22 protein-coding genes are annotated in these 24,922 nt (G+C 69.2%); 12 read left to right on the top strand and 10 right to left on the bottom strand.

Going from position 1 to position 24,922, the window contains the following annotated elements:
- Window positions 1-410 precede the first annotated feature (410 nt).
- From hemJ to GE300_RS13820, 7 genes are all read left to right on the top strand, one after another.
- Window positions 411-854 carry a protoporphyrinogen oxidase HemJ gene (gene hemJ, locus GE300_RS13850; RefSeq protein ID WP_154447160.1) on the top strand — a complete coding sequence of 148 codons (444 nt, stop codon included), beginning with the start codon at window positions 411-413 and terminating at the stop codon, window positions 852-854.
- A 163-nt stretch (window positions 855-1,017) separates the two neighbouring features.
- Window positions 1,018-2,289 carry a transcription termination factor Rho gene (gene rho / locus GE300_RS13845; protein WP_154447206.1) on the top strand — a complete coding sequence of 424 codons (1,272 nt, stop codon included), beginning with the start codon at window positions 1,018-1,020 and terminating at the stop codon, window positions 2,287-2,289.
- Between the two features lie 28 nt (window positions 2,290-2,317).
- Window positions 2,318-3,607 (top strand): tRNA uridine-5-carboxymethylaminomethyl(34) synthesis GTPase MnmE, encoded by a 1,290-nt coding sequence (gene mnmE / locus GE300_RS13840; protein ID WP_154447159.1) that lies wholly within the window; start codon window positions 2,318-2,320, stop codon window positions 3,605-3,607.
- A gap of 2 nt (window positions 3,608-3,609) precedes the next feature.
- Window positions 3,610-5,481, top strand: coding sequence for a tRNA uridine-5-carboxymethylaminomethyl(34) synthesis enzyme MnmG (gene mnmG / locus GE300_RS13835; protein ID WP_154447158.1), 1,872 nt, complete (start codon window positions 3,610-3,612; stop codon window positions 5,479-5,481).
- Window positions 5,478-6,110: a 16S rRNA (guanine(527)-N(7))-methyltransferase RsmG gene (gene rsmG / locus GE300_RS13830; RefSeq protein WP_154447157.1), complete on the top strand. Its 633-nt coding sequence runs from the start codon at window positions 5,478-5,480 to the stop codon at window positions 6,108-6,110. Before mnmG ends, rsmG begins: the two co-directional genes overlap by 4 nt.
- Complete coding sequence (locus tag GE300_RS13825) at window positions 6,097-6,897, top strand: ParA family protein (RefSeq protein ID WP_325063240.1); 801 nt, start codon at window positions 6,097-6,099, stop codon at window positions 6,895-6,897. The genes rsmG and GE300_RS13825 overlap by 14 nt, the downstream gene beginning before the upstream one ends.
- Before the next feature lie 10 nt (window positions 6,898-6,907).
- The gene (locus GE300_RS13820; RefSeq protein WP_154447156.1) at window positions 6,908-7,795 is read left to right on the top strand and encodes a ParB/RepB/Spo0J family partition protein; all 888 of its coding nucleotides are present in this window, start codon (window positions 6,908-6,910) and stop codon (window positions 7,793-7,795) included.
- Window positions 7,796-7,813: 18 nt separating this feature from the next.
- Here GE300_RS13820 and hemW read toward each other — a convergent pair whose 3' ends face one another.
- The 3 genes from hemW to rph are packed head-to-tail and all read right to left on the bottom strand — an operon-like array spanning window position 7,814 to window position 10,282.
- Window positions 7,814-8,965, bottom strand: a complete 1,152-nt coding sequence (hemW, locus tag GE300_RS13815; RefSeq protein ID WP_233417021.1) for a radical SAM family heme chaperone HemW — start codon at window positions 8,963-8,965, stop codon at window positions 7,814-7,816.
- Window positions 8,955-9,572 (bottom strand): RdgB/HAM1 family non-canonical purine NTP pyrophosphatase, encoded by a 618-nt coding sequence (gene rdgB / locus GE300_RS23065; protein ID WP_233417020.1) that lies wholly within the window; start codon window positions 9,570-9,572, stop codon window positions 8,955-8,957. Before rdgB ends, hemW begins: the two co-directional genes overlap by 11 nt.
- Complete coding sequence (gene rph / locus GE300_RS13810; protein WP_154447154.1) at window positions 9,569-10,282, bottom strand: ribonuclease PH; 714 nt, start codon at window positions 10,280-10,282, stop codon at window positions 9,569-9,571. The genes rdgB and rph overlap by 4 nt, the downstream gene beginning before the upstream one ends.
- A gap of 138 nt (window positions 10,283-10,420) precedes the next feature.
- Here rph and hrcA point away from each other — a divergent pair, with 138 nt between their 5' ends.
- Window positions 10,421-11,491, top strand: coding sequence for a heat-inducible transcriptional repressor HrcA (gene hrcA / locus GE300_RS13805; RefSeq protein WP_154447153.1), 1,071 nt, complete (start codon window positions 10,421-10,423; stop codon window positions 11,489-11,491).
- 43 nt (window positions 11,492-11,534) lie between these two features.
- Window positions 11,535-12,140, top strand: coding sequence for a nucleotide exchange factor GrpE (grpE, locus tag GE300_RS13800; protein ID WP_154447205.1), 606 nt, complete (start codon window positions 11,535-11,537; stop codon window positions 12,138-12,140).
- A 60-nt stretch (window positions 12,141-12,200) separates the two neighbouring features.
- On the opposite strand, the gene mutS is transcribed toward grpE, so the two are convergent.
- The 6 genes from mutS to GE300_RS13770 form a co-directional block, all read right to left on the bottom strand.
- Window positions 12,201-14,825 carry a DNA mismatch repair protein MutS gene (mutS, locus tag GE300_RS13795; protein WP_154447204.1) on the bottom strand — a complete coding sequence of 875 codons (2,625 nt, stop codon included), beginning with the start codon at window positions 14,823-14,825 and terminating at the stop codon, window positions 12,201-12,203.
- Window positions 14,826-14,921: 96 nt separating this feature from the next.
- Window positions 14,922-15,524 carry a glutathione S-transferase family protein gene (locus tag GE300_RS13790; protein ID WP_154447152.1) on the bottom strand — a complete coding sequence of 201 codons (603 nt, stop codon included), beginning with the start codon at window positions 15,522-15,524 and terminating at the stop codon, window positions 14,922-14,924.
- 13 nt (window positions 15,525-15,537) lie between these two features.
- Complete coding sequence (holA, locus tag GE300_RS13785; protein ID WP_154447151.1) at window positions 15,538-16,560, bottom strand: DNA polymerase III subunit delta; 1,023 nt, start codon at window positions 16,558-16,560, stop codon at window positions 15,538-15,540.
- Window positions 16,557-17,054: an LPS assembly lipoprotein LptE gene (lptE, locus tag GE300_RS13780; protein WP_154447150.1), complete on the bottom strand. Its 498-nt coding sequence runs from the start codon at window positions 17,052-17,054 to the stop codon at window positions 16,557-16,559. Before lptE ends, holA begins: the two co-directional genes overlap by 4 nt.
- Window positions 17,041-19,629 (bottom strand): leucine--tRNA ligase, encoded by a 2,589-nt coding sequence (gene leuS, locus GE300_RS13775; protein WP_154447149.1) that lies wholly within the window; start codon window positions 19,627-19,629, stop codon window positions 17,041-17,043. The genes lptE and leuS overlap by 14 nt, the downstream gene beginning before the upstream one ends.
- Window positions 19,630-19,705: 76 nt before the next feature.
- Window positions 19,706-20,179, bottom strand: a complete 474-nt coding sequence (locus GE300_RS13770) for a DUF3576 domain-containing protein (protein ID WP_233417019.1) — start codon at window positions 20,177-20,179, stop codon at window positions 19,706-19,708.
- A gap of 285 nt (window positions 20,180-20,464) precedes the next feature.
- Here GE300_RS13770 and GE300_RS13765 point away from each other — a divergent pair, with 285 nt between their 5' ends.
- Together GE300_RS13765 and GE300_RS13760 are read left to right on the top strand one after the other, a co-directional pair.
- Entirely contained in the window at window positions 20,465-21,430 is a 966-nt protein-coding gene (locus GE300_RS13765; protein ID WP_154447147.1) for a porin, read from the top strand.
- Between the two features lie 295 nt (window positions 21,431-21,725).
- The gene (locus GE300_RS13760; RefSeq protein WP_154447146.1) at window positions 21,726-22,052 is read left to right on the top strand and encodes a response regulator; all 327 of its coding nucleotides are present in this window, start codon (window positions 21,726-21,728) and stop codon (window positions 22,050-22,052) included.
- A gap of 15 nt (window positions 22,053-22,067) precedes the next feature.
- On the opposite strand, the gene GE300_RS13755 is transcribed toward GE300_RS13760, so the two are convergent.
- Window positions 22,068-23,933, bottom strand: a complete 1,866-nt coding sequence (locus GE300_RS13755) for a polysaccharide biosynthesis protein (RefSeq protein WP_154447145.1) — start codon at window positions 23,931-23,933, stop codon at window positions 22,068-22,070.
- A gap of 302 nt (window positions 23,934-24,235) precedes the next feature.
- Here GE300_RS13755 and GE300_RS13750 point away from each other — a divergent pair, with 302 nt between their 5' ends.
- Entirely contained in the window at window positions 24,236-24,748 is a 513-nt protein-coding gene (locus tag GE300_RS13750) for a hypothetical protein (protein WP_233417018.1), read from the top strand.
- Window positions 24,749-24,922: the final 174 nt, after the last annotated feature.

Raw genomic sequence — 24,922 nt, 5'->3', positions numbered from 1 at the left:
TCCACAGCCGGCGCGGTTCCGACCGGGGTATGACCCCGTTTTCCCACGGTTGGCAAGTCGTTGTCCCCTGTGCGCGGAATCCCGGGCGCCGAAAACCGGTTGTGAAGGAATCGCCCGTCACACGGCGCAAGCGAAAGTTTCCCACGAGTTATGCACAGAGTCGTTCTGCGGGTTGCCCAGGGCAAGTATCTGTAATGACATGATGAATTTCGTCTCTCCGCCGATTCAGAAAGGTTCCGTCAAAGATTTCCACATTGCGATATGTGCGGAAATGCGGACCTGGGGACAGCGGTGGGAAAACGGTAATCCTCGTTATCCACAGCACTACAACCACCCCTATCTTTCCTTTCATAATCAATTAAGAGAAGGGGGAAATCCCCAGGTCCGTGCAAAAGGTTTTCCGGGAAACGATGCTGTCCGTTCTCTATCCCTGGATCAAGGCATTCCACATCATCGCCGTGGTGACCTGGATGGCCGGTCTGTTCTACCTGCCGCGACTTTTCGTCTATCACGCCGAGCGGGCGGAGCCCGGCAGCGAGATGGCCGAGACATTCGCAGTGATGGAACGCAAGCTGCTGCGGGTGATCATGAACCCGGCGATGATCGCGACCTGGGCGCTGGGGCTGGTGCTGGTGTTCACTCCCGGGGTCGCGGCGCTGTCCGATGGCTGGCTGCACGTGAAACTGGCGGCCGTGGTCGCGCTGACCGTCCTGCATCACTGGCTGGCGCTGCGGCGCAAGGAATTCGCCGAGGGCCGCAACACCCGCAGCGGGCGGACCTATCGCATCGTCAACGAGGTGCCGACGCTGCTGCTGCTGATCATCGTGATCATGGTGGTGGTGAAACCGTTCTGAGGGCGTGATCCGGTTTGGAATTGACTCCGGCCCGCTTCTCCCCATATTCAGTGCAATCGCGGTGGAATCCTTTGCCGCACTTCCCAACAGACGGCTTCCTTCGGCCCTGCGGCCGCGTAGCGCCGAACCCTGATCACCCCCACAAGACCGGTTGTTGACACTGATGGACTTTGACGAGCTTTCACTGGCTGATCTGAAGGCAAAAAGCCCTGCCGACCTGATCGACATGGCTGAAGATCTGGAGATCGAGAACGCGTCGACCATGCGCAAGGGCGACATGATGTTCGCGATCCTCAAGGAACTGGCCGAGGAAGGGGTCGAGATCTCGGGCGACGGCGTTCTGGAGGTGCTGCAGGACGGCTTCGGCTTCCTGCGCAGCCCCGAGGCGAACTATCTGCCCGGCCCGGACGACATCTACGTCAGCCCGAACCAGATCCGGAAATACTCGCTGCGCACCGGCGACACGGTCGAGGGCGTGATCCGCGCGCCGAAGGATAACGAGCGCTATTTCGGCCTGGTGAAGGTCAGCCGGATCAACTTCGAGGATCCGGAGATGGCGCGGCACAAGGTGCATTTCGACAACCTGACGCCGCTGTATCCGGACGAGCGGCTGCGGATGGAGGTCGAGGATCCGACGATCAAGGACAAGTCGGCGCGGATTATCGACCTGGTGTCGCCGATCGGCAAGGGCCAGCGCGGCCTGATCGTGGCGCCGCCGCGGACCGGCAAGACGGTGATCCTGCAGAACATCGCCGCCTCGATCGAGAAGAACCACCCCGAGTGCTTCCTGATCGTGCTGCTGGTCGACGAGCGGCCCGAGGAGGTGACCGACATGCAGCGCTCGGTCAAGGGCGAGGTGGTTTCGTCGACCTTCGACGAGCCGGCGACGCGGCACGTGGCGGTCGCCGAAATGGTGATCGAGAAGGCCAAGCGTCTGGTCGAGCACAAGCGCGACGTGGTGATCCTGCTGGATTCGATCACCCGTCTGGGGCGCGCCTTCAACACCGTCGTGCCGTCTTCGGGCAAGGTGCTGACCGGCGGTGTCGACGCCAACGCGCTGCAGCGGCCGAAGCGCTTCTTCGGCGCGGCGCGGAACATCGAGGAGGGCGGCAGCCTGACGATCATCGCCACCGCGCTGATCGACACCGGCAGCCGCATGGACGAGGTGATCTTCGAGGAGTTCAAGGGCACCGGCAACTCGGAGATCGTGCTGGACCGCAAGATCTCGGACAAGCGCGTGTTCCCGGCGATCGACATCCTCAAGTCCGGCACCCGGAAGGAGGATCTGCTGGTCGACAAGGCGGATCTGACCAAGATGTTCGTCCTGCGTCGGATCCTGAACCCGATGGGCACAACCGACGCGATCGAGTTCCTGCTCGGCAAGTTGAAGCAGACCAAGTCGAACGCCGAATTCTTCGATTCCATGAACAGCTAGATGCGCCGCGCCGTGGGGCGCTTTCGCGATGTCCGACACGATTGCAGCCGTAGCCACGGCCCGCGGCCAGGCGGGCGTCGCGGTGGTCCGCCTGTCGGGCCCCGAGGCCTTTCGCGTGGGCGCGGCGCTGGCGGGCACCTTGCCGGCGGTCGGCACCGCCCGGGTGCGGGTCTTGCGGGATCCGGGCACGGGTGAGGTTCTGGATCAGGCGCTGGTCATTGCCTTTGCCGACGGGCAGAGCTTTACCGGCGAAAAAACCGTTGAATTTCAAATACATGGAAGTATTGCGGTGGAAACGGCCGTGCTGCGCGGGCTGCTGTCGGATGACGCCGTGCGGCTTGCGGAGCCGGGCGAGTTTACCCGCCGAGCGATGGAAAACGGGCGCATGGATCTGTCGCAGGTCGAGGGCCTGAGCGACCTGGTCGTGGCCGAAACCGAAGCGCAGCGCCGGCAGGCGCTGACGGTGATGCGCGGCGCCATCGGTACGCTGGCGGCAGGTTGGCGGAAGGATCTGATCCGCGCATCGGCGTTGGTCGAGGCGACGATCGACTTTGCCGACGAGGAATTGCCCGGCGGTCTGGCGGACGAGGCGCACGCGCGGATCGACGGGGTGCTGCGGGAGCTGCGCGACCAGCTGGCCGGGTCCGACAGTGCCGAACGGGTGCGGCAGGGTTTCGAGGTTGCGATCGTCGGAGCGCCGAACGTCGGCAAGTCGACGCTGCTGAACGCGCTGGCCGGGCGCGAGGCGGCGATCACCTCGGACGTGGCGGGAACGACGCGGGATGTGATCGAGGTCCGGATGGATCTGAACGGTCTGGCGGTGACGCTGCTCGATACGGCCGGCGTGCGCGACACCGACGACCGGGTCGAGGCGCTGGGCGTGTCGCGGGCGCGGGAGCGGGCGCTGCATGCCGACCTGCGGATCTTTCTGGGCGCCGCGCCGGTCGAGGGGCTGTGGCGGCCGGGCGACCTGCTGGTGCATCCGAAGGCGGATCTGGGTGCCGGGAACGCGGATCTGGCGGTGTCCGGGTTGACCGGAGCCGGTGTTTCCAAGCTGCTGGAGGCAGTGACCGCAGAGCTTTCCGGGCGACTCGCCGGGTCGTCGGTGATGATCCGCCTGCGGCACCGTCAGGCGGTCGAAGGTGCGGTTGCGGCTTTGGAATCGGCGCGGCTTCATGTACAAGACATGCCGGATGCATCGGATCTGGCGGCCGAGGATCTGCGAGTGGCCGTGCGGCGGCTGGACAGCCTGATCGGGAAGGTGGACGTCGAGGCGCTGCTCGACGACATTTTCGCAAGTTTCTGCCTGGGCAAGTGAGGATGTTTCACGTGAAACATGAGATCGATGTGATCGTGATCGGCGGCGGCCATGCCGGAGCCGAGGCCGCGCAGGCTTCGTGGCGGGCGGGCGCGCGCACGTTACTGGTGACGCATCGATTCGACCGGCTGGGCGAAATGTCCTGCAATCCCGCGATCGGCGGCCTGGGGAAAGGCCACCTGGTGCGCGAGATCGACGCGATGGACGGTGTCATGGGCCGCGTCGCCGATGCCGCGGGTATCCAGTTCCGTCTGCTGAACCGTCGCAAGGGCCCTGCGGTGCAGGGGCCGCGCACGCAGGCGGATCGGGCGCTGTACCGCGCCGCGATGCAGCGCGAGTTCACCGGAACCGACGGGCTGACCGTTCTGGAGGCAGAGGTCGAGGATCTGATCCAGAAGCAGGAGCGTGCGGTGGGCGTGCGACTGTCCGATGGCACCCAACTGCGCGCCGCGGCGGTTGTTCTGACGACCGGCACCTTCCTGCGCGGCGTGATCCATATCGGCGATCGCAAGCAGCCGGGCGGCCGCATGGGCGATCGACCCGCGAACGCGCTGGGCCAGCGGATCGAGGCAATGGGACTGCCGCTGGGTCGGCTGAAGACAGGCACGCCGCCGCGCCTGGACGGGCGAAGCATCGATTGGTCCGGGCTGGAGATGCAACCGGCCGACGAGGAACCGGTGTTGTTTTCGTTCCTTTCTGGCGCGCCGGTGAACCGGCAGGTGGACTGCGGGATCACCCATACCAACGAGCGTACGCACGACATCATCCGGCGGAATCTGGACCGCTCGGCGATGTACGGCGGACATATCGACGGGGTCGGCCCACGCTATTGCCCGTCGATCGAGGACAAGGTGTTGCGATTTTCCGACAAGGGCGCGCACCAGATCTTTCTGGAACCGGAGGGACTGAGCGACGCCACGGTCTATCCAAACGGCATCTCGACGTCGCTGCCCGTCGATGTACAGGAGGAATACGTTCGCTCGATCAAGGGCTTGGAAACCGCACGGATCCTGCAGCCCGGTTATGCGATCGAGTACGACTATGTGGATCCGCGGGCCCTGCGCCACACGTTGGAACTGAAGGATTGCCCGGGGTTGTTCCTGGCCGGACAGATCAACGGCACCACCGGCTACGAGGAGGCCGCGGCGCAAGGCCTTGTTGCCGGGCTGAACGCCGCGCGGCTGGCATTGGGGCAGGATATCGTCACCTTCGATCGTGCGGAGGCCTACATCGGCGTATTGGTCGACGATCTGGTGACACGGGGGGTCAGCGAGCCCTATCGGATGTTCACCTCGCGGGCGGAGTTTCGCCTGTCGCTGCGTGCCGACAATGCTGACCAACGCCTGACGCCGAAAGCCGTGGACCTGGGCTGCGTATCCGAGCAGCGACGCACCGCCTTCGAGCGCAAGATGGAGGCGCTTGCCAAGGCGCGGAACCTGTCCGGGGTGCTGTCGGTGACGCCAAGCCAGGCCCGGGCAAAGGGGCTGGCAGTCAACGAGGATGGCCAGCGGCGCACCGCGCTGGAACTCCTGTCCTATCGCGACGTCTCCTGGGCCGATCTGTGTGATGTCTGGCCGGAACTTGGTGATGTGGCGGAGGAGATCGTCGCCCAGCTGGAACGTGATGCGCGATATGCCGGATACCTGGACCGGCAGGCTCGCGATGCGGCGGACCTGCGGAAAGAAGAATCTACAGTGTTGCCGCAGGACTTTCCGTACCATTCGGTGCATGGGCTGTCGTCCGAGCTGGGCGAAAAGCTGGCGCGGATTCGGCCGGAAACGCTGGCTCAGGCGGGTCGGATCGAAGGGATGACGCCTGCGGCGCTGACCCTGATCCTTGGGGAATTGCGCCGCCATCGTCGCAAATCCGCATGAATCGCAGTGAAACCTGCCTGATCCTGCGGGAGCGCCTGGGTGTTTCACGTGAAACAACCGACCGGCTAGAGGCATATGTCGCGTTGTTGACCAAGTGGACCCGCAAGATCAACCTGATCAGCGCAAATACGGTGGAACATGTGTGGGCGCGTCATATTCTCGACAGCGCGCAGCTTTGGACCGCGGCGCCTCGCTCGGCGCGGAAGTGGCTGGACATGGGTTCCGGCGGCGGGCTGCCCGGGGTCGTTATCGGGATCATCGCCGCCGAATTGCGACCGGACCTCGAGGTCGTGTTGCTCGAATCGGACATCCGCAAGGGGGTGTTCCTGCAGACGTGCGCGCGCGAGCTGGACCTGAACGCGCAGATCCTGATCGACAGGATCGAATCCGCTGCGCCGCAATCCGCCGACGTGGTCAGCGCCCGCGCCCTTGCGCCGCTGGTCCGATTGCTGGATTTCGCCGACCGACATGGCCATGACGGCACGGTCTGCCTGTTTCCGAAGGGCCGGACCTACCGCGAGGAATTGACGGAGGCGAAGCGGTTCTGGCATGTAGCGTGCAAGGCGGTGCCGAGCCAGACCGATCCGGCCTCCGTCCTCCTGGAGATCGGAGACTATAAGCGTGTCTGAGCGACCACCGCGGATCATCGCCATCACCAACCAGAAGGGCGGCGTCGGCAAGACGACGACCACGATCAACCTCGGCGCCTCGCTGGCCCTGATGGGCGAGCGGGTGCTTTTGGTCGACATGGATCCGCAGGGAAACGCGTCCACCGGGTTGGGCATCGGGCAGGCGGCCCGGGACATCACCTCCTACGACGTGCTGATGGGCCACGAGACGGCGGGCGCGGCGATCCTGCCCACCGCCACCCCCGGCCTGTCGATCATTCCCGCCACGCCGGACCTGAGCTCGATCGACCTCGAGCTTGCCGGTGAGCGCGACCGCATCACCCGCCTGCGCAACGCCCTGCGCGACGCAGATCTCGGTCGCCAGGACTATGTGCTGATCGACTGCCCGCCATCGCTGAACCTGCTGACGGTCAACGCGCTGGTCGCGGCCGACGGCGTGCTGGTGCCGCTGCAGTGCGAGTTCTTCGCGCTCGAGGGCATCACCCAGCTGCTGCGCACGGTGGGCGAGATCCGGCAGTCCTCGAACAAGGCGCTGATCACCCAGGGCATCATCCTGACGATGTACGACCAGCGCAACAACCTGACCTCGGATGTCGAGACGGACGTGCGCGAAAACCTGGGCGCGCTGGTGTTCAAGACGGTGATCCCGCGCAACGTGCGGCTCAGCGAGGCGCCGTCGCACGGGATTCCGGCGCTGGCCTATGATCCGCGCAGCAGTGGCAGCCAGGCCTATGTGGCGCTGGCGCGCGAGCTGCGCAGGCGCGTGCGTGCACGCCAGACCGCATGAGGGAGACGTAATGGCGCGAAAGACCGATCGCAAAGGGCTGGGGCGGGGATTGTCCGCGCTTCTGGCCGACACCGCCGACCCCGAAGCCGCCGAGGGCGCGGCCGCGCCGCGGGTCACCGGGCTGACGGTCGACATCGATCGGATCCAGGCGAACCCCGATCAGCCGCGCCGCAGCTTCGGCGAGGACGAGCTGAACGAGCTTGCGGCCTCGATCCGGCGCAACGGCATCATCCAGCCGCTGGTGGTGCGCCCGGACCCGGACGACCCGGACACCTACCAGCTGGTCGCGGGCGAGCGCCGCTGGCGCGCCGCGCAGCGGGCGCAGGTGCACGAAGTGCCGGTGGTGGTGCGCGAGCTCAGCGACGAGGAAGTGCTGGAAGTCGCCATCGTCGAGAACGTGCAGCGCGTCGACCTGAACGCGGTGGAAGAGGCGCAGGGCTACAAGCAGCTGATGGACCGCTTCGGCCACGGCCAGGAAACCATCGCCGAGGCGCTGGGCAAGAGCCGCAGCCACATCGCGAATACGCTGCGGCTGCTGAACCTTCCCGCCGAGGTGATCGAGCATCTGCGCGCCGGGCGGCTGAGCGCCGGCCACGCCCGTACGCTGATCCCGGCACAGGATCCCGCCGCGCTGGCGCGCGAGGTCATCGCCAAGGGCCTGTCGGTGCGCCAGACCGAGTCGCTGGTGCGTGCCGAGAAAGATAAAAACATTGTAAAACAACGGGTTATAGAGCCGAAGGATGCGGACACCCGCGCCATCGAGGCGGATTTGTCGGCGCAGCTGAAGATGCGCGTCAGCATCGACCACGCGCCGGGCAACGACGGCGGCACGATGAAGATCAAGTACCGGTCGCTGGACGATCTCGACCGTCTGCTGGGCACGCTGTCGGGCGGCTGAGGCCCGAGCCGCGCGGCGTCAGGCCAGCAGCGCCCGCAGCACCGCGTTCAGCACCGGGCGGCCGCGATCGGTGACCGCGATCCGGTCCGCATCGCGGCTCAGCAGCCCCTCGGCCTGCAGATCGCCCAGCGCGGACAGCGGCGCCCCGCCCAGACGCCGGTGGCGCGCCAGCGACGCGCCCTCGGCCAGCCGCAGCGCCATCATCAGGTATTCCTCGGCCTGTTCCGCGGGCGGGATGGGGTCGTCCGCGGACAGGCCTTCTCCGCGCGTCTCGGTGGCGGCCAGCCAGGTTTCGGGGTGCAGCGCCGTCGCGGACGCCAGGCGCTGTCCGTCGCGGACATAGCGGCCGTGCGCGCCGGGGCCGATGCCGACGTATTCGCCATAGCGCCAGTAGACCAGGTTGTGCCGCCCTTCGGCGCCCGGCCGCGCATGGTTCGAGACCTCGTAGCCGGCGAGCCCTGCCGCCGCGCAGCGCTGCTGCGTCAGCGCGTACATGTCCGCCGCCAGATCGTCGTCCGGCAGGCCGCGCAGCCGGCCGCGGGCGTGCAGTTCGCCGAACCGCGTGCCGGCCTCGATCGTCAGCTGGTACAGCGACAGATGATCCGCCGCCATGCCCAGCGCCGCGTCGAGCTCGGCCTCCCATGCTGCCAGCGACTGGCCCTGCCGGGCGTAGATCAGATCGAAGCTGATCCGCGGGAATATGGTGCGGGCCATATCGAACGCGGCGCGGGCCTCGGTGGCGCTGTGCAGGCGCCCGAGCGCATTCAGGTCCGGATCGTTCAGCGCCTGCACGCCCAGCGACAGCCGGTTGACCCCGGCGCGGGCGTATCCGGCGAAGCGGCCGGCCTCGACCGAGGTGGGGTTGGCCTCCAGCGTGATCTCGGCCGCGTCGGCCAGGTTCCAGTGGCCGGAGGCGGCGTCGATCACCGCCGCGACCGTCGCCGGGTCCATCAGCGACGGCGTGCCGCCGCCGAAAAAGATGCTGTCCAGCCGCCGCCCCGGCGTGCGCGCGGCGTGCCAGGACATCTCGGCCAGCAGCGCGCGGGTCCAGCGCCGCTGGTCCACCGCCGCCCGGACATGGCTGTTGAAGTCGCAATAGGGGCACTTGGCGGCGCAGAACGGCCAGTGCACGTAGAGGCCGAAGCCGCCCTCGATCGGCTCAGCGCCCAAGGCTGCCGGCCACGAGCTGCGCGAAGGCGTCGGCGCGGTGGCTGATCGCGTGCTTGTGCGCCGGGTCCATCTCGCCGAAGGTCCGGGTCTCGCCGTCGGGCACGAACATCGGGTCGTAGCCGAAGCCGTGCGTGCCGCGCGGCGGCCAGACCAGATGGCCGGGCGCCTCGCCGCGGTAGATTTCGTCGTGGCCGTCGGGCCAGGCGACGCACAGCGTGCAGACGAAGCGGGCGCGGCGCGGCTGCGGCGCGTCCATCGTCTCCAGCCTGGACCAGACCGTCTCCATCGCCAGTGCGAAGTCGCGGCCATCGGCGGTCTCGGCCCAGTCGGCGGTGTAGACGCCGGGCGCGCCGCCCAGCGCCTCAACCTCGATGCCGCTGTCGTCGGACAGCGCCGGCAGGCCGGTCGCGCTTGCCGCGTGGTGCGCCTTGATCCGCGCGTTGCCGGCGAAGCTGTCCTCGGTCTCGGCCGGCTCGGTCAGGCCGAATTCGGCGGCGGAGCGGACCGTGAAGCCGAACGGCTGCACCAGCGCGCGGATCTCGCGCAGCTTGCCGGCGTTGTGCGACGCCAGCACCAGGTCGGTCCCCTCCAGCCGCCGCGGGCTCATGCCAGCGCGGCCTTCTGCGCGCTCACCAGCCCGGCGATGCCGCTGTCGGCCAGGTCCAGCAGCGCGTTCAGCTCGTCGCGGCTGAACGGCGCGCCCTCGGCCGAGCCCTGCACCTCGACCATGCCCCCCGAGCCGGTCATCACGAAATTGGCGTCGGTGCCGGCCTCGCTGTCCTCGGCGTAGTCGAGGTCCAGCACCGGCACACCGCCCCAGATGCCGCAGCTGACGGCGGCGACGTGGTCGGTGATCGGGTCGTGTTTCAGCTCGCCGGCCTGTCTCAGCGCGTCGACCGCCAGGCGCAGCGCCACCCAGCCGCCGGTGATCGAGGCGCAGCGGGTGCCGCCGTCGGCCTGGATCACGTCGCAGTCGATGGTGATCTGCCGCTCGCCCAGCGCCACGCGGTCGACGCTGGCGCGCAGCGCGCGGCCGATCAGGCGCTGGATCTCCTGCGTGCGGCCGGACTGCTTGCCGGCCTGCGCCTCGCGGCGGTTGCGGGTGTTGGTGGCGGCGGGCAGCATGCCGTATTCCGCCGTCACCCAGCCCAGCCCCGAGCCCTTCAGGAACGGCGGCACCCGCGGCTCCAGCGAGGCGGTGCACAGAACGTGCGTATCGCCGCAACGGATCATGCAGGACCCCGCCGCGTGCTTGATGATGCCGGTCTCGATCGTCACCGGACGCAGATCGCCGGGTTGTCTGCCAGATGGGCGCATGGCCGTCCTCCAAGTTTCTGGCCCGGCCTTATCGCGTTCGCCGGTGGCCGTCCAGCGGTGCGGGCGCGCGCAAGATTGACCCGCCGGCGGGGGCGTCTTACATCTGGTGCGCTGATGAAAGGATCAAGCGCTCGTTCCATGTCAGATCCAAGGACCATGCCCGCGTTCGACCTGGATGCGCGCAGCCGCGACGTGTTCCGGCGGCTGGTGGAAAGCTATCTGGAAACCGGCGATCCGGTCGGCTCGCGCACCCTGTCGCGCAAGCTGGAGGATCACCTGTCGCCGGCGACGATCCGCAACACCATGCAGGACCTGGAGCATCTGGGGCTGCTGGACAGCCCGCATGTGTCCGCCGGCCGGGTGCCGACGCAACTGGGGCTGCGGCTGTTCCTGGACGGCTTCCTGCAGGTCGGCGAGATCTCGGAGGCCGAGCGCAGCGAGATCGAGCGCAACCTCGAGGGCAACGAGCCGGACATCGCCGCGATGCTGGACCGCGCCGGCTCGCTGCTGTCCGGGCTGACCCACGGCGCCAGCCTGGTGCTGGCCCCGAAGTCCGAGGCGCCGATCAAGCATGTGGAGTTCGTCTCGCTGTCGCCGGAGAAGGTGCTGGTGGTGCTGGTGTTCGCCGACGGCAACGTCGAGAACCGGCTGTTCACCCCGCCGCTGGGCCTGACCCCCTCGGCGATGCGCGAGGCGGCGAATTTCCTGAACGCCGCGCTGGAGGGCCGCACGCTGAGCGATCTGAAGCGCGTCGTCGCCAGCGAGATCGACCGCCGCCGGAACGAGCTGGACGGGCTGGCCGCCAAGCTGATCGAGGACGGCGCCGCGGTCTGGTCCGAAAGCGCCGGCAGCGACGAGGCGCGGCTGATCGTGCGCGGGCGCGCCAACCTGCTGGACGACGGCACCGTGGCCGATCTGGAGGTGGTCCGGTCGCTGTTCGACGACCTCGAGCGCAAGCGCGATCTGGCGCAGTTGCTGGACCTGACCGAGGCCGGCGATGGCGTGCGCGTCTTCATCGGCTCGGAGAACAAGCTTTTCTCGCTTTCGGGTTCATCTTTGGTGGTGTCTCCCTATATGAACGCCGAACGACGAATCGTGGGCGCCGTCGGCGTGATCGGGCCGACGCGGCAGAACTACGGCCGCGTGGTGCCGATCGTCGACTACACGGCGCAGCTGGTCGGGCGCATGATCGCGCGCCGCGGCGGCTGACGCAAAACGGTAGGATCTGATGGGCAAAGACCGGAACGTGAAGATGGACGACGAAACCTTCCTCGACGATCCCGAGACGATCGCGGCGGAACAGGACGCCGCCGAGGCGGCGGAGCTGGAGGCTGCCGAGCAGGCCGGCGTCGAGGCCGCCGAGGCCGCGCGGGACGAGGGCCCGGTCGAGGCCGAGCTGGAGGCGCTTCGCGCCGAGCGCGACGAGCTGAAGGACCGCCTGCTGCGGGCGCTGGCCGAGACCGAGAACCTGCGCAAGCGCGCCGACCGGGACCGGCGCGATGCCGAGCTTTACGGCGGCGTCCGGCTGGCGCGCGATCTGCTGTCGGTGCACGACAACCTGGGCCGCGCGCTGGAGGCGATCGACGACGATCTGCGCGCCCATGCCGGTCCGGTGGTCGAGGGCATCGAGCTGACGCAGAAGGATCTGCTGGCCGCGTTCCAGAAGCACAAGATCGAGAAGATCGAGCCGCAGCCGGGCGACAAGTTCGACCCGAAGCTGCACGAGGCCATGTTCGAGGCGCCGGTGCCGGACGTCGCCCAGGGCTGCGTCATCCAGGTGATGGCCACCGGCTTCGTGATCGGCGACCGGCTGCTGCGGCCGGCCAAGGTCGGCGTGTCCTCGGGCGCGCCGGCATGACCAGAGCCCCGGCGGGGATGTCTGGAGACAGTGGAAGGGGCGCGCCCGGCCGGGCGCGCCTCAGTCCTTTTCAGCCAGCGCCTTGAGTTCGTAGATCAGCTCGAGCGCCTGGCGCGGGGACAGGCTGTCGGGCAGCACATCGGCCAGGCGGTCGAGGACCGGCGAGGGTTTCGACGCGGCGGGGGGCGGCGGCGCGGCAGAGAACAGCGGCAGGTCGTCGACCAGCGCCCTGGCCTTGCCGCCCTGGCCGCGGTCGCCTTCCTCGAGCGCGTCGAGGACGGTGCGGGCGCGGGCGATCACCGCCTCGGGCAGGCCGGCGAGCCGGGCGACCTGCACCCCGTAGGAGCGGTCCGCGGCACCGTCCGTCACCTCGTGCAGGAACACGACCTCGCCCTCCCATTCGCGCACCGCCACCGTCGCGTTGCGCAGGCCCGCGAGCTTTCCGGCCAGCGCGGTGAGTTCGTGGTAGTGGGTGGCGAACAGCGCGCGGCAGCGGTTCACGTCGTGCAGGTGTTCCAGCGTCGCCCAGGCGATCGACAGGCCGTCGTAGGTGGCGGTGCCGCGGCCGATCTCGTCCAGGATCACCAGCGCGCGGGGGCCGGCCTGGTTCAGGATCGCCGCGGTCTCGACCATCTCGACCATGAACGTGGAGCGGCCGCGGGCCAGATCGTCCGCCGCGCCGACGCGGCTGAACAGCTGGTCCACCACGCCGACATGTGCGGCCTCGGCGGGCACGAAGCTGCCGGCCTGCGCGAGCAGCGCGATCAGCGCGTTCTGGCGCAGGAAGGTCGACTTGCCGGCCATGTTCGGACCGGTCAGCAGCCACAGCGGGCGCGCGGCGGTGCCGTCCGCCGTCAGGTCGCAGTCGTTGGCGACGAAGCCGGGGCCGCCGGCGCGGCGCAGCGCCTGCTCGACCGGCGGGTGGCGCCCGGCGGCAACGGTGAAGGCGCGGCTGTCGTCGACCTTCGGCCGCGCCCAGCCTTCCTGCGCGGCGAGGTCGGCAAGGCTGGCGTGCAGGTCCAGCGTTGCCAGCGCGCGGGCGGCGTTGGCCACGCGTGCCGCCCGGGCCAGCACCAGACCGGCAAGGTGGTCGAAGACCTCGCGCTCCAGTTCCTGCGCGCGGGCACCGGCGTTGAGGATGCGGGTTTCGAGTTCCGACAGTTCGACCGTGGTGAAGCGGACCTGGCTGGCGGTGGTCTGACGGTGGATGAAGGTCTCGCTCAGCGGCGGGGCCATCATCTTCTGCGCGTGGCCGGCGGGGGTCTCGACGAAGTAGCCCAGCACGTTGTTGTGCTTGATCTTCAGCGCGTTGATGCCGCTGGTCCTGGCGTATTCGCCCTGCAGGCCGGCGATCACGCCGCGCCCCTCGTCGCGCAGGCGGCGGGTTTCGTCCAGATCCGCGCTGTAGCCGGCGGCGACCATGCCGCCGTCGCGCACCAGCAGCGGCGGCTCGGCCACCAGCGCGGCCTCGAACTCTTCGAGCAGGTCGTCGTGGCCGGCCAGGTCGGCGGCGGCGCCGCGCAGCGCCTGCGGCAGATCCAGCGGCGCCAGCATGCGCGACAGGTCGGCGGCGCGGCCCAGGCCGTTGCGCAGCGCCGCCAGATCGCGCGGGCCGCCGCGGCCGAGGCCGAGACGGCCGAGCGCCCGCTCCATGTCCGGCGCCTTGCGCAGGGCGTCGCGGACTTGCGCGGTCAGCGCCGCGTCCTCGGCGAATGCCTGCACCGCGTCGAGCCGGGCGGCGATCTGTGCCAGATCGGTCGACGGGCTGGTGAGCCGCGCCTCCAGAAGCCGCGCGCCGGCGCCGGTCACCGTGCGGTCCACCGCAGCCAGCAAGGAGCCGTCGCGGTTGCCCGACAGCGTGCGGGTGATCTCCAGGTTGGCGCGGGTGGCGGCGTCGATCTGCATCGTGCCGCCGGCGCGCTCGCGCACCGGCGGGCGCAGCAGCGGCAGGCGCCCGCGCTGGGTCAGTTCGAGATAGTCGATCACCGCCCCGAGCGCCGCCAGCTCGGCGCGGCCGAAGGTGCCGAAGGCGTCGGCGCTGTCGACCTTGTAAAGGGCGGCGATCCGGTCCGTGGCGGCGGCGCTGTCGAAGCCGCCGCCGGGGCGCGCGGTCAGCGTCACGCCCATGTCCGCCGCTGCCGCCGAGACCTCGGCGGCGGCGCCTTCGGCGACCAGCAGCTCGCTAGGCGCGACGCGGGCCAGCAACGGGCCCAGACCGGCGGGCGTGGCCGGCGTCACCGTCACGTCGCCGGTCGAGACGTCCACCCAGGCGAAGCCGCAGTCGTCGCGCACCTGCGCCCAGGCGGCCAGGTAGTTGTGCGCGCGGGCCTGCAGCAGGCTGTCCTCGGTCAGGGTGCCGGGGGTCACCAGCCGCACCACGTCGCGTTTCACCACGGATTTGGAGCCGCGCTTCTTCGCCTCGGCCGGGCTTTCCAGCTGTTCGCCGATGGCGACGCGGAAGCCCTTGCGGATCAGCGTCAGCAGGTAGCCCTCGGCGGCGTGGTGCGGCACGCCGCACATGGCGATGTCCTGCCCGAGGTGCTTGCCGCGCTTGGTCAGCGCGATGTCGAGCGCCGCGGCGGCGGCCTCGGCGTCCTCGAAGAACAGCTCGTAGAAATCGCCCATCCGGTAGAACAGCAGCGCGTCGGGATAGCGCTGCTTGATCTCCAGATACTGCGCCATCATCGGCGTCACTTCGCCCGTGCCGCTCACGCCTGTCCCCGCCTGCTGCCCGGCGCGCACCTTATCGCCGCCGGGCAGCGGATAGAAGGGGGTGCCGGTCTAGCCGAGTGCCTCGATCTGCTTCAGGGCACGTTGCATGGCGGGGCGGCGGGCCAACCCCTTGAGCCAGTCGCCGAACGCGCCATCCGGAACGTCGAAACCGGCGCGCAGCGCCCAGCCGGAACACTGGCAGAGGATCAGGTCGGGCAGGGTGATCCGTTCACCGGCAAGGAAGGGCTGCTCGCCTTTCATCTGCTCGACGAGGCCGATGGCGCGGGCGAATTCCTTCTGCGCTGTCGGCTTCACCTCGGGAACGCGCAGATCCTCGGGCAGCGCGAAGCTGTGCTTGGCGTAGGTCCAGAGCGCGGCGTCGATTTCGGCCACCAGGAACTGGGTCATGGCGTCCTGACGGGCGCGCGCGTAGGTGCCCGGCTTGTGCGTCAGCTGGCCGTGCCTGTCGGCGAGGTAGGTCATTATCGCGACGGAGTCGGTAATCGGCCCCTCGTCGGTCATCAGCACGGGGATCTTCCCCGAGGGGTTGAGCGCCATCACCCGATCGGAGCGCGGCATCTGCGGGTCGAGCGTGTAGTCGAGACCCATTTCCTCGAGAGCGTAAAGCACGCGCAGGGTGCGGGAACGGGGGTGGCCGATGACGGTATACATTGGGGGACTCCGGCTACTTCGGGCGGTTCATGGCGATGCGCATCATCAGGCGTTCGACCAGCGCCCAGTGCGGCACCGGCCGGGCCGAGCGCAGCGCCAGGTCGGTGTCCATGATCTGCGCCAGCATCTCCTCCAGCTTCTGGCGGTCCCAGGCGCGGACCTGGCGCAGCATCTGCTCGCGGCGCGGACCGAACACCGGCGGGCGCATCCGGGTCAGCCCCTGTTCCGGCCCCTGCGGGTGTGCTGCGGCGGCGTGCAGCTGGCGGAAGTGGCGCTGCAGGGCGATGCACACCGCGACCGGCTGGATCGACTGCCCGGCCAGGCGCGGCATCGACTGCGCCAGCGCCGGCACCGCGCCGTCGGCGCACTGGCCCACCACCGCGTCGACCGCGGTATCGGTGGTGGCCGGGGCGATCGCGGCGACGTCCGCCGGGGTGGCGTCCTGCCCGCTGCCGTGCATGTAGAGCGCCAGCTTCTCGACCGTCTGGCGGAAATCGCCGGGGTCGAGCGCGTTCGCCAGGTCGGTCAGGTCGCGCATCGCCTCGGGCGAGACCGCGCTCAGCCCCGCCTTTTGTAGCGTCGCCTCGATCTCGTTACGGCCCGGCGGGTCGGTGTAGACCGGCGCGGCCAGCGCGGTGCGCGAGGTCTCGAAGTACTTGCGCAGCGCCGACGAGGGCTTCAGCTGCCCGGCGGTGACGACGACGAAGGCGTCGCCCTCGGCCCAGTCGTCAAGCGCGGCGGCGACCGCGGGCGCGGCGGCGTCGGTGGCGTCGTCGACCAGCACCGCGCGCTGGCCGGGGAAGAAGCCGCGCGCCTTCACCGCGTCGGCCAGCGCCGCCGGGTCGCGGCGCAGATCGCCGCCGGGCAGCCGGGTCAGGCGCATTTCCTCGGCGGCCCTGGGGCCGACGAGGGCGGCGACCAGGTCTTCGCGCTTGAGCGCGATGCGCATGGCGTCGGGCCCGTAGAACAGGATCCCGGCGCGGCCGGGGTCCGGTCTGGCGATGAATCGCGTCGCGTCGCGGGGCGACAGTTTCATCGGTCCCAGTTTCCCGCGGTGGCGGCCAGCCGGGTGACGATCTGGTCGGCCAGGGTCACCGCCAGCCGGCGGCGGGCGTCGGCCTCGGCGGCGCGGGTGGCCAGCGGCGAGCCGATGGCCGAATAGGCGGTGATCGAGCGGACCTGGCCGCTGGTCGCGGCCGGCCCGCCGCCCAGCGGCGTCACCACGTAGTCCGCGGTGGCGTCGAGGCTGAAGCGCGAGATGGTATTGTCCTCGCGGATCGCGCGCTCGGACACGGTGATCTGGCTGGTCACCGCAAGCCGGTAGCGCGGCGCGCTGGCCGCGCCGAGGCGCTGCAGCAGCCGCTCGTTCAGCGCGAAGCCGAACGGGTTCGGCACCAGCTGCATGTCGAAGGCGCCCTGCAGCCGGCGCGCCGGCGCGCCCTCGCCGTAGATCGGCGCGAAGCCGCAGGCCGAGACCGCCGGCAGGGCGGCGGCCAGGCTCAGCAGGCGGCGGCGGCTACACGACCACATTGACGATGCGGCCCGGCACCACGATCAGCTTGCGCGGCGTCTGCCCCTCGAGATAGCGCTGCACTTTCTCGTCGCCCATCACCAGGTGCTCGATCGCGGCCTTGTCGGCGTCGGCGGGAACCGAGATCTCGGCCCGCCGCTTGCCGTTGATCTGGATCGGCAGGGTGACGCTGTCGACGGTCAGCAGGTCCGGATCGGCCTGCGGCCACGCCGCCTGGCTGACCAGACCCTCCATCCCCAGCGCGGCCCACATCTCCTCGGCCAGGTGCGGGGTCATCGGCATCATCAGTCGGGCCATGACCTCGACCGCCTCGCGCCGCACGGCGGCGGCGCCGGGCTGGTCCGGCTTGCACCGGGCGATCGCGGCGGTGAATTCGTACAGCCGGGCGACGGCCTTGTTGAAGGCGAAGCCCTCGATGTCCTCGGTCACGTCGCGGATGATGCGGTGCGTGGTGCGGCGCAGCTCCCGCGCGGCGTCGCCGGGCGGGGTGTTGCCGAGCGGGGTGCTGTCGGCGGGCGTCTCGGCCACATCCGATGTCAGGCGCCAGACGCGCTGCAGGTGTTTCCACGCCGCCTCGGCGCCCGCGGCGGTCCATTCCACGTCGCGGTCCGGCGGGCTGTCGGACATGACGAACCAGCGGGCGGTGTCTGCGCCGTACTGTTCCACGATGTCCTGCGGGTCGACGACGTTCTTCTTGGACTTGGACATCTTGATCGTCGGGCCGACCTCGACCGCGGTGCCGTCCGGCAGCGTCGCGCCGTGTTCGGTCCGGGCGATCTCGTCCGGGGTGTGCCAGATGCGCGAGCCGCTGGGGCCGGGGGTGGAGTAGGTCTCGTGCGTGACCATGCCTTGGGTGAACAGCGCGTTGAACGGCTCGATCGCCGAGGCGGGCAGATGGCCGGTCCTGTGCATCGCGCGGGCGAAGAAGCGGCTGTAGAGCAGGTGCAGGATGGCGTGCTCGACGCCGCCGATGTACTGGTCGACGTTCATCCAGTAGGCGACGTCGTCCGCGTCGGTCGGGGTTTCGGCGCGCGGCGAGGTGAAGCGCGCGAAATACCACGAGCTGTCCACGAACGTATCCATCGTGTCGGTCTCGCGCTTCGCCGGCTTGCCGCAGTTCGGGCAGGGCACGTCGCGCCAGGTCGGATGCCGGTCCAGCGGATTGCCGGGACGGTCGAACGAGACGTCCCTGGGCAGCTCGACCGGCAGGTTTTCCTTCTTCTCGGGCACGGTGCCGCAGTCGTCGCAGTGCACCACCGGGATCGGGCAGCCCCAGTAGCGCTGGCGGCTGATGCCCCAGTCGCGCAGGCGGTACTTGGTGACACCCCGGCCGATGCCCCTGGCTTCGCAGAAGTCGATGGCGGCGTCGATGGCCTGCTCGCCGGTCGTCTCGGCCTCGCCGGCGAAGCCGCGGACATAGGTCACGGGTTCGGTCTTGGGCGGCACGAAGGCGGTGTCGGACACGTCCTCGTCCGAGCCGCGGGCGTGGAACACGTCGCGCACCGGCAGGCCGTACTTGCGGGCGAAGTCCAGGTCGCGCTGGTCATGCGCCGGGCAGCCGAAGATCGCGCCGGTGCCGTAGTCCATCAGGATGAAGTTCGCGACATAGACCGGCAGGTGCCAGTCCGGGTCCATCGGGTGGCTGACGGTCAGACCGGTGTCGAGGCCGCGCTTCTCGGCCTTTTCCAGCGCCTCTTCCGAGGTGCCGATGCGGCGGCATTCCTCGTTGAACGCCTTGATTTCCGGGTTGGTTTCCAGCGCCCTGGCCAGCGGGTGATCGGGCGAGATGCCGACGAAGCTGGCGCCCATCAGGGTGTCCGGGCGCGTGGTATAGACCTCCAGCGCATCGAAGCCTTCGGGGGCATTGTCCAGCCTGAAGGCGGTCTGCAGCCCGCGCGAGCGGCCGATCCAGTTGGCCTGCATCAGCCGCACCTTCTCGGGCCAGTCGGTCAGCGTGTCGATCGCCTCCAGCAGTTCCTCGGAAAAATCCGAGATCCTGAAGAACCACTGCGTCAGCTCGCGCCGCTCGACCAGCGCGCCCGAGCGCCAGCCGCGGCCGTTCTCGACCTGCTCGTTGGCCAGCACGGTCATGTCGACCGGGTCCCAGTTGACCACGGCGTTCTTGCGGGTGATCAGCCCGGCCTCGAGGAAGTCGAGGAACAGCGCCTGTTGCTGGCCATAGTATTCGGGATCGCAGGTGGCGAATTCGCGGCTCCAGTCGATGGCGAAGCCCAGCGGCTTCATCTGCGCGCGCATGTCGTCGATGTTGCGGTAGGTCCAGTCGCCGGGGTGGATGTTGCGCTCCATCGCGGCGTTCTCGGCCGGCATGCCGAACGCGTCCCAGCCCATCGGGTGCAGCACCGAGAAGCCGCGCGCCATCTTGTAGCGGGCGATCATGTCGCCCATCGTGTAGTTGCGCACATGCCCCATGTGGATGCGCCCCGAGGGATAGGGGAACATCTCGAGCACGTAGTACTTGGGCTTGTCCTGGTCGCGCCTGGCGCGGAAAACCTGCTGCGCGTCCCAGGTCCGCTGCCACTTCGGCTCGACCGCCTGGGCGTTGTATCGTGTCATCGCTGCACCCCTTCGCCGCCGGACGCGCGCGCCCGGCGGTCCGGCTCCAGTCTATAAAGCGGTGCTGCGGCGGGTTCTAGCGGCGATTGTCCACGCCGACGCGCAGCTGTCGCGCGCGGGTCAGGATCGCGTCCTCGATCTGCTCGGCCACCGCGTCGCTGACCGCCACCGCGCGCCCGCCGGACTGCCGGAACACCGCCACCCGCAGCGACCGCGCCTCGAGCGCCGGCGAGGTCACGTAGACCGTGGCCCGGTAGGGCACGCTGGCGCCCGCGACGCCGCCCCAGCCGGTGGTGATGATGCCCGAGAACGGGTCCGCGCCTTCCAGCGGCAGGAACGACAGCACGTCCAGCGCGGCGGTCCACAGATACTTGTTCACCGCGAAGTCGACGTTCTCGTCGGGGCGGTTGAACAGATCCCAGATCGTGCCGCCGGACGGGCGCTGCACCGCATCGACCTGCTGGCGCTGCAGTTCGGTCGCGGCGGTGCGTTCGGCCTCGTTCTCCGAAGAGCACGCCGCCAGCGCCGTCAGCAGGACGCCGAGTATCAACGGTCTGTGGCAGCAGGCACGCATGGTGTCCTTTCGGTCTCTTCGCTCGCAGTGCGGCAAGGTCTATAATCTGCCGCCTTCGGGAACAAGAGATTTCCGTATCCGCCCGCCGAACCTGCCGTTTCGCGATATGTGGCATTGCTGCATCAATGCTTGCCACATCAATTCCGCTTCCCGGCCATATGCTTGACCGTCGCGGTCGATCTGGTCATTTAGCTTTCGTACTCGTCCGGGTGGACCTGGATAGGGGTGCACCTTGAAACACTGCACAATAGAGGGAAAACGATGAAAAACGTTCTCTTCGCAACCACCGCCCTGGTCGGCTTCGCGGGTGTTGCGTTTGCCCAGGATGCCGGTGTGAGCCTGTCTGGTTCGGCCGAGATGGGTATCACCTACGAAAACATCGACGATCCTGCGGGTGACAGCGAAACCGCTGTCTTCCACAACGACATCGACGTCACCTTCACCCTCTCGGGTGCCACGGACAACGGTCTGACCTTCGGTGCGACCATCGACCTGGACGAAGTCGGCGACGGCGACAACCTGGACTTCGAGAACTCGGTGTTCGTGTCGGGCGCGTTCGGCACCCTGTCGATGGGTGACATCGACGGCGCCTACGACCGTGCGCTGAGCAACATCCACGCCGGCGGCCTGTCGGACGAGGCCGACGTAGCTTCGGGCACCACGGGCTTCGACGGCCTGGCCCCCGAGATCCTGCGCTACGACTACGCGTTCGGTCCGGTCGTGCTGTCGGCCTCGCTGGGTCTGGAAGACCAGATGCCGCTCAACGACGAAGCCGGTGGCAGCAGCAACGGCGACCTGACCGACAACGTCTACGGCCTGGGTATCGCCTACGGCGGCGACTTCGGCGCCGCGACCCTCGACCTGGGCGCCGGTATCCAGTACACCGAGCTGATGGGTGAAGAAGCCTACGTCTACGGTGGCTCGGCCACCGTCGGCTTCGGCAGCTTCGAAGTCATCGGCGTCGTCGAAGTGTTCGACACCGACTCGGCCTCGGCTTCGGCCACCGATGGCGAAAGCTATGGCATCTCGGGCGCCTACAACACCGGCCCCTGGGAATTCGCCCTCGGTTACGAGTTCTCGGACTTCGGCATGGATCGCGACGTGGTCCAGGGCTATGTGACCTACGACCTGGGCGGTGGCGCCGAGATCGTTTCGGCCGCTTCGTGGGTTGACTCCGGTGGCGTCGAGACCACGCGGGCCGGCTTCGGTCTGGGCTTCTCGTTCTGATCGAACGCGGAACCTTCTGATTGGAAGAGCGGGCCTTGCGCCCGCTCTTTCTTTTTTGGGCGACTGCCCCGCGACTGCCCCGCGCCGACCCCCGCGTCCGCCCCCGCCCCCGCGCCCTGTGGCCTGCGGCGCCCGATCCAGGCGCCGGCGGGCGCACCGGCGACGGCCCGCGGCCATGCAGGCAGCGGTCATGCCGCGCATCCCTTCCCCGCAGACCGGCATCGCGACGCCCCCTGGCTGTGATATGATGGCCGTCCCGGGACCGTCCGCCGGTCCCGGCAAACCGGAGGACGCGATGAAACCAGTTGTGCTGTTGGTCGGACGCTTGCCGGACGTCATCCAGAACGTCGCCCGGCAGCTGGAAGACCTGCCGATCCAGTGGCTCGGCGCCCATGACCGCGACGAGGTGGCGCGGCAGCTCGATGCCGAGCCGAACATCCGCTGCGTCGTGATCGGCGCCGGGCTCGACGACAAGATCCGCGGCGACCTGATCGGGATCATCGCCGCACGGCGGCCGGACATCCCGATTCACCTGAAGGACCGCACCTCGGGGCCGAAGGGCATGGCGCCGTTCGTGCGCCGGGTGGTCGCGATCGAGGTGCTGGGCGAGCCGGTCGGCTGACCGCGGCGCGCGGGCTCAGCCGGCCGGCAGCGCAATGCCGCCGTCCAGGGTGAGCGGCGGCCGGTAGTCGGGCACCGCGTGCCGGAGCACCTGCAGCATCCGCCCGGCATCGCCGTCGCGCACCGCCGCGGCGATACCGTCCAGCGCCGCGTCCAGCGCCTCGGGGCTCAGCCGGCCCTCGGCGGCGCGCCTGATCTTCGGGTGCGGCGTCGAGATCGTCGCGCCGCCGATCAGCATTTCCTCGTACAGCTTTTCGCCAGGGCGCAGGCCGGTGATGCGGATCTCGATGTCGCCGCCGGGATTGTCGGCGTCGCGCACCGTCAGCCCCGACAGCTCGATCAGGCTGCGCGCCAGGTCGGCGATGCGGATCGGCTGCCCCATGTCCAGCAGGAACACGTCGCCGCCGGTGGCGAACGCCCCGGCCAGCAGCACCAGCTGCGACGCCTCGGGGATGGTCATGAAATAGCGGGTGACGTCCGGATGGGTCAGCGTCACCGGCCCGCCGGCCTGGATCTGCTCGCGGAACAGCGGGATCACCGAGCCGGACGAGCCCAGCACGTTGCCGAACCGCACCATGGCGAAGATCGTGCCGCCGTCGCCGCGGGTCTGCCGGTCCTGGATCACCAGTTCGGCCATGCGCTTGGTCGCGCCCATCACGTTGGTCGGCCGCACCGCCTTGTCGGTCGACACCAGGATGAACCGCTGCACACCGGCGGCGCGCGCCGCATCGGCCACCGTCGCGGTGCCGAGGATGTTGTTGCGCGCCCCTTCCAGCGGGTTCGCCTCGACCATCGGCACATGCTTGTAGGCCGCCGCGTGCAGGATGATCTCGACGCCGTGCTGGCCCAGCGTGCGCGCGACCCGCAGCGGATCGGTGACCGAGCCGAGCACCGGGACGATCTCGGTCCGGTGGCCGGCGGCGCGCAGTTCCTTCTCGATCTCGTAGAGGCCGAACTCGTTCTGCTCGTACAGCACCACGCGGGCGGGCTGCGCCACCAGCAGCTGGCGGGTCAGCTCGGAGCCGATCGAGCCGCCGGCGCCCGAGATCATCACCGTGCGCCCGGCATAGGCGCCGGTGACCTCGGGGCCGCGCAGGTTGACCGCGGCGCGGCCCAGCAGCTCGTCGGGCGACACCGGCCGGATCTGCTCGGCCAGGTGGCGGCCATCCAGCAGTTCGTTGAACGACGGCAGCGTCAGCACCTCGAGCCCCAGGTTCGACAGCATCCGCAGCTTCTCGCGCCGGTCCACCGGCCGCACCGAGGGCATCGCCAGGATCACCTGCGCGATGTTGTAGCGCGCCACCAGCTGCCCGAGACTGGACGGCGGGTACACCCGCAGCCCCGACACCTCGGTCCGGCGCAGGGCCAGGTTGTCGTCCAGAAAGCCCACCGGGTTGTGCTCGGCCGAGCCGCGCAGCGCCGCCGCCAGCTGCTGCCCGGTGCCGCCCGCGCCGTAGATCAGCACGTTCTTGCGCGCGCTGCCCAGCATGTTCAGCCGCTCGACCAGACCCAGCAGCACCAGCCGGCTGAACAGCGCGAAGGCCAGGAACACCGCCGCCCAGATGCCGGGGATCGAACGCGGCAGGCCGAACTGCAGCCCGGTGTTCAGCGCCGCCGTCACCAGCGACATGATGAAGGCGAACTCGACCAGCCGGAACAGCGCGCGCTGCTCGAAGCTGCGCAGCACGATGCGCGGCACGCCCATCATCCAGCTGATCAGCATGCCGAAAGCGGGAACCAGCGCGAACAACCCGTAGCCTTGCGCGAAGTACTGGTCCGGCCACGGATCGCCCAGCCGCAGCTGCAGCGCCACCAGCAGCGCCAGCAGCATCGCCAGACCGTCGAGCGACAGCAGCACGATCGCCTTCTGGCTGCGGGTCATCTCGTTCTGGAACTGCGTGACCGCCTGGACAGCCGGCCGCAGGCGTGCCTTTGCAGTGCGGATGAGGCGGTTGGCTATCGGCTCGACTCCGGTCTTGGGGCGCGGGCAGGGCCGGCAAGTGCCTGTTTTCCCAAGGTCCGCCCGTCGCGTCTGCAAAAAGCTGTGCGCAATCCGCCGCAGCGGTCAAGCCCTGCCGGTCACCCGGCGCGTTGGCGCGTCCGCCATGCCGCGCTATCAGTGGTAAACGGCAGGCGATCCGGGTGGAAGTGATGGCAAATGCACGGCGGACCCGGTGGCGGGCGATGACGGGGTTGCTGCTGCTGGGCGCGCCGGCGCTGGTGGTGGCGGCGGTGCTGCACCTGTCCGCGCGCCACGACGCCCACGGCCTCGAGCGCCGGGCCGAGATGTGGGCGCACCGCCGTCTTGCGGCGGTATCGGCAGGCGCCGCGCCCGCGGCCTTCGTTTCGGACGGGTGCAGCGGCGGCATGTCCTCGCTCTGGCGCGAGGCCGGGATCCGCTTTTCCGGGATCGGCGATCAGCCCCCGTGGCAGGCCTGTTGCACCGCCCATGACCGCAGCTATCACGCGGCGGGCGGCGCGCGGACCGCGCGGGCCGGTTTCGACGCCCGGCTGGCGGCGGACAAGGCGCTGCGGGCCTGCGTCGCCAGATCGTCGCCGGACGCCGGCGCGCTGGCCGAGGCGATGTACCTGGCGGTGCGCGCCGCCGGCGGGCCCTGTACCGGCCTGCCGTGGCGCTGGGGCTATGGCCTGCCGCCCTGTCACCCGGCGGCCACGGCCCCGGCGCCGGTGGACTAGTCGAAAATCAAGCACTCGTATCTGAGGGGCGCGCGACGTGCAACGGCCGGGGCGATCTGCACCCGATATGCTTCGGTATGTCGCAGTTTGCGGCCAACGCGGCGACCGGGAAAATGCTAAGTGTTGCGCGTCTGCGCGCGCGTCGCCGCAACCTTGCCCGGACGGCTTTGACTG

Origin of the sequence: Halovulum marinum, assembly GCF_009697225.1 — a bacterium.
Taxonomy (GTDB): domain Bacteria; phylum Pseudomonadota; class Alphaproteobacteria; order Rhodobacterales; family Rhodobacteraceae; genus Halovulum; species Halovulum marinum.
Note: the sequence above shows the minus strand (reverse complement) of the source record. Positions and strands in the feature narration are given on the sequence as shown.

Excerpts from the sequence above, each read along its gene's own strand:
- rsmG (WP_154447157.1), top strand. The coding sequence starts at position 5,478 with ATGAATCGCAGTGAAACCTGCCTGATCCTGCGGGAGCGCCTGGGTGTT.
- leuS (WP_154447149.1), bottom strand. The coding sequence starts at position 19,629 with ATGACACGATACAACGCCCAGGCGGTCGAGCCGAAGTGGCAGCGGACC.
- GE300_RS13820 (WP_154447156.1), top strand. The coding sequence starts at position 6,908 with ATGGCGCGAAAGACCGATCGCAAAGGGCTGGGGCGGGGATTGTCCGCG.
- hrcA (WP_154447153.1), top strand. The coding sequence starts at position 10,421 with ATGTCAGATCCAAGGACCATGCCCGCGTTCGACCTGGATGCGCGCAGC.
- rph (WP_154447154.1), bottom strand. The coding sequence starts at position 10,282 with ATGCGCCCATCTGGCAGACAACCCGGCGATCTGCGTCCGGTGACGATC.
- GE300_RS13765 (WP_154447147.1), top strand. The coding sequence starts at position 20,465 with ATGAAAAACGTTCTCTTCGCAACCACCGCCCTGGTCGGCTTCGCGGGT.
- mnmG (WP_154447158.1), top strand. The coding sequence starts at position 3,610 with ATGTTTCACGTGAAACATGAGATCGATGTGATCGTGATCGGCGGCGGC.
- GE300_RS13750 (WP_233417018.1), top strand. The coding sequence starts at position 24,236 with ATGACGGGGTTGCTGCTGCTGGGCGCGCCGGCGCTGGTGGTGGCGGCG.
- GE300_RS13755 (WP_154447145.1), bottom strand. The coding sequence starts at position 23,933 with ATGACCCGCAGCCAGAAGGCGATCGTGCTGCTGTCGCTCGACGGTCTG.
- holA (WP_154447151.1), bottom strand. The coding sequence starts at position 16,560 with ATGAAACTGTCGCCCCGCGACGCGACGCGATTCATCGCCAGACCGGAC.
- lptE (WP_154447150.1), bottom strand. The coding sequence starts at position 17,054 with ATGTGGTCGTGTAGCCGCCGCCGCCTGCTGAGCCTGGCCGCCGCCCTG.
- grpE (WP_154447205.1), top strand. The coding sequence starts at position 11,535 with ATGGACGACGAAACCTTCCTCGACGATCCCGAGACGATCGCGGCGGAA.
- hemJ (WP_154447160.1), top strand. The coding sequence starts at position 411 with ATGCTGTCCGTTCTCTATCCCTGGATCAAGGCATTCCACATCATCGCC.
- mnmE (WP_154447159.1), top strand. The coding sequence starts at position 2,318 with ATGTCCGACACGATTGCAGCCGTAGCCACGGCCCGCGGCCAGGCGGGC.
- rdgB (WP_233417020.1), bottom strand. The coding sequence starts at position 9,572 with ATGAGCCCGCGGCGGCTGGAGGGGACCGACCTGGTGCTGGCGTCGCAC.
- GE300_RS13790 (WP_154447152.1), bottom strand. The coding sequence starts at position 15,524 with ATGTATACCGTCATCGGCCACCCCCGTTCCCGCACCCTGCGCGTGCTT.
- GE300_RS13760 (WP_154447146.1), top strand. The coding sequence starts at position 21,726 with ATGAAACCAGTTGTGCTGTTGGTCGGACGCTTGCCGGACGTCATCCAG.
- mutS (WP_154447204.1), bottom strand. The coding sequence starts at position 14,825 with ATGATGGCGCAGTATCTGGAGATCAAGCAGCGCTATCCCGACGCGCTG.
- rho (WP_154447206.1), top strand. The coding sequence starts at position 1,018 with ATGGACTTTGACGAGCTTTCACTGGCTGATCTGAAGGCAAAAAGCCCT.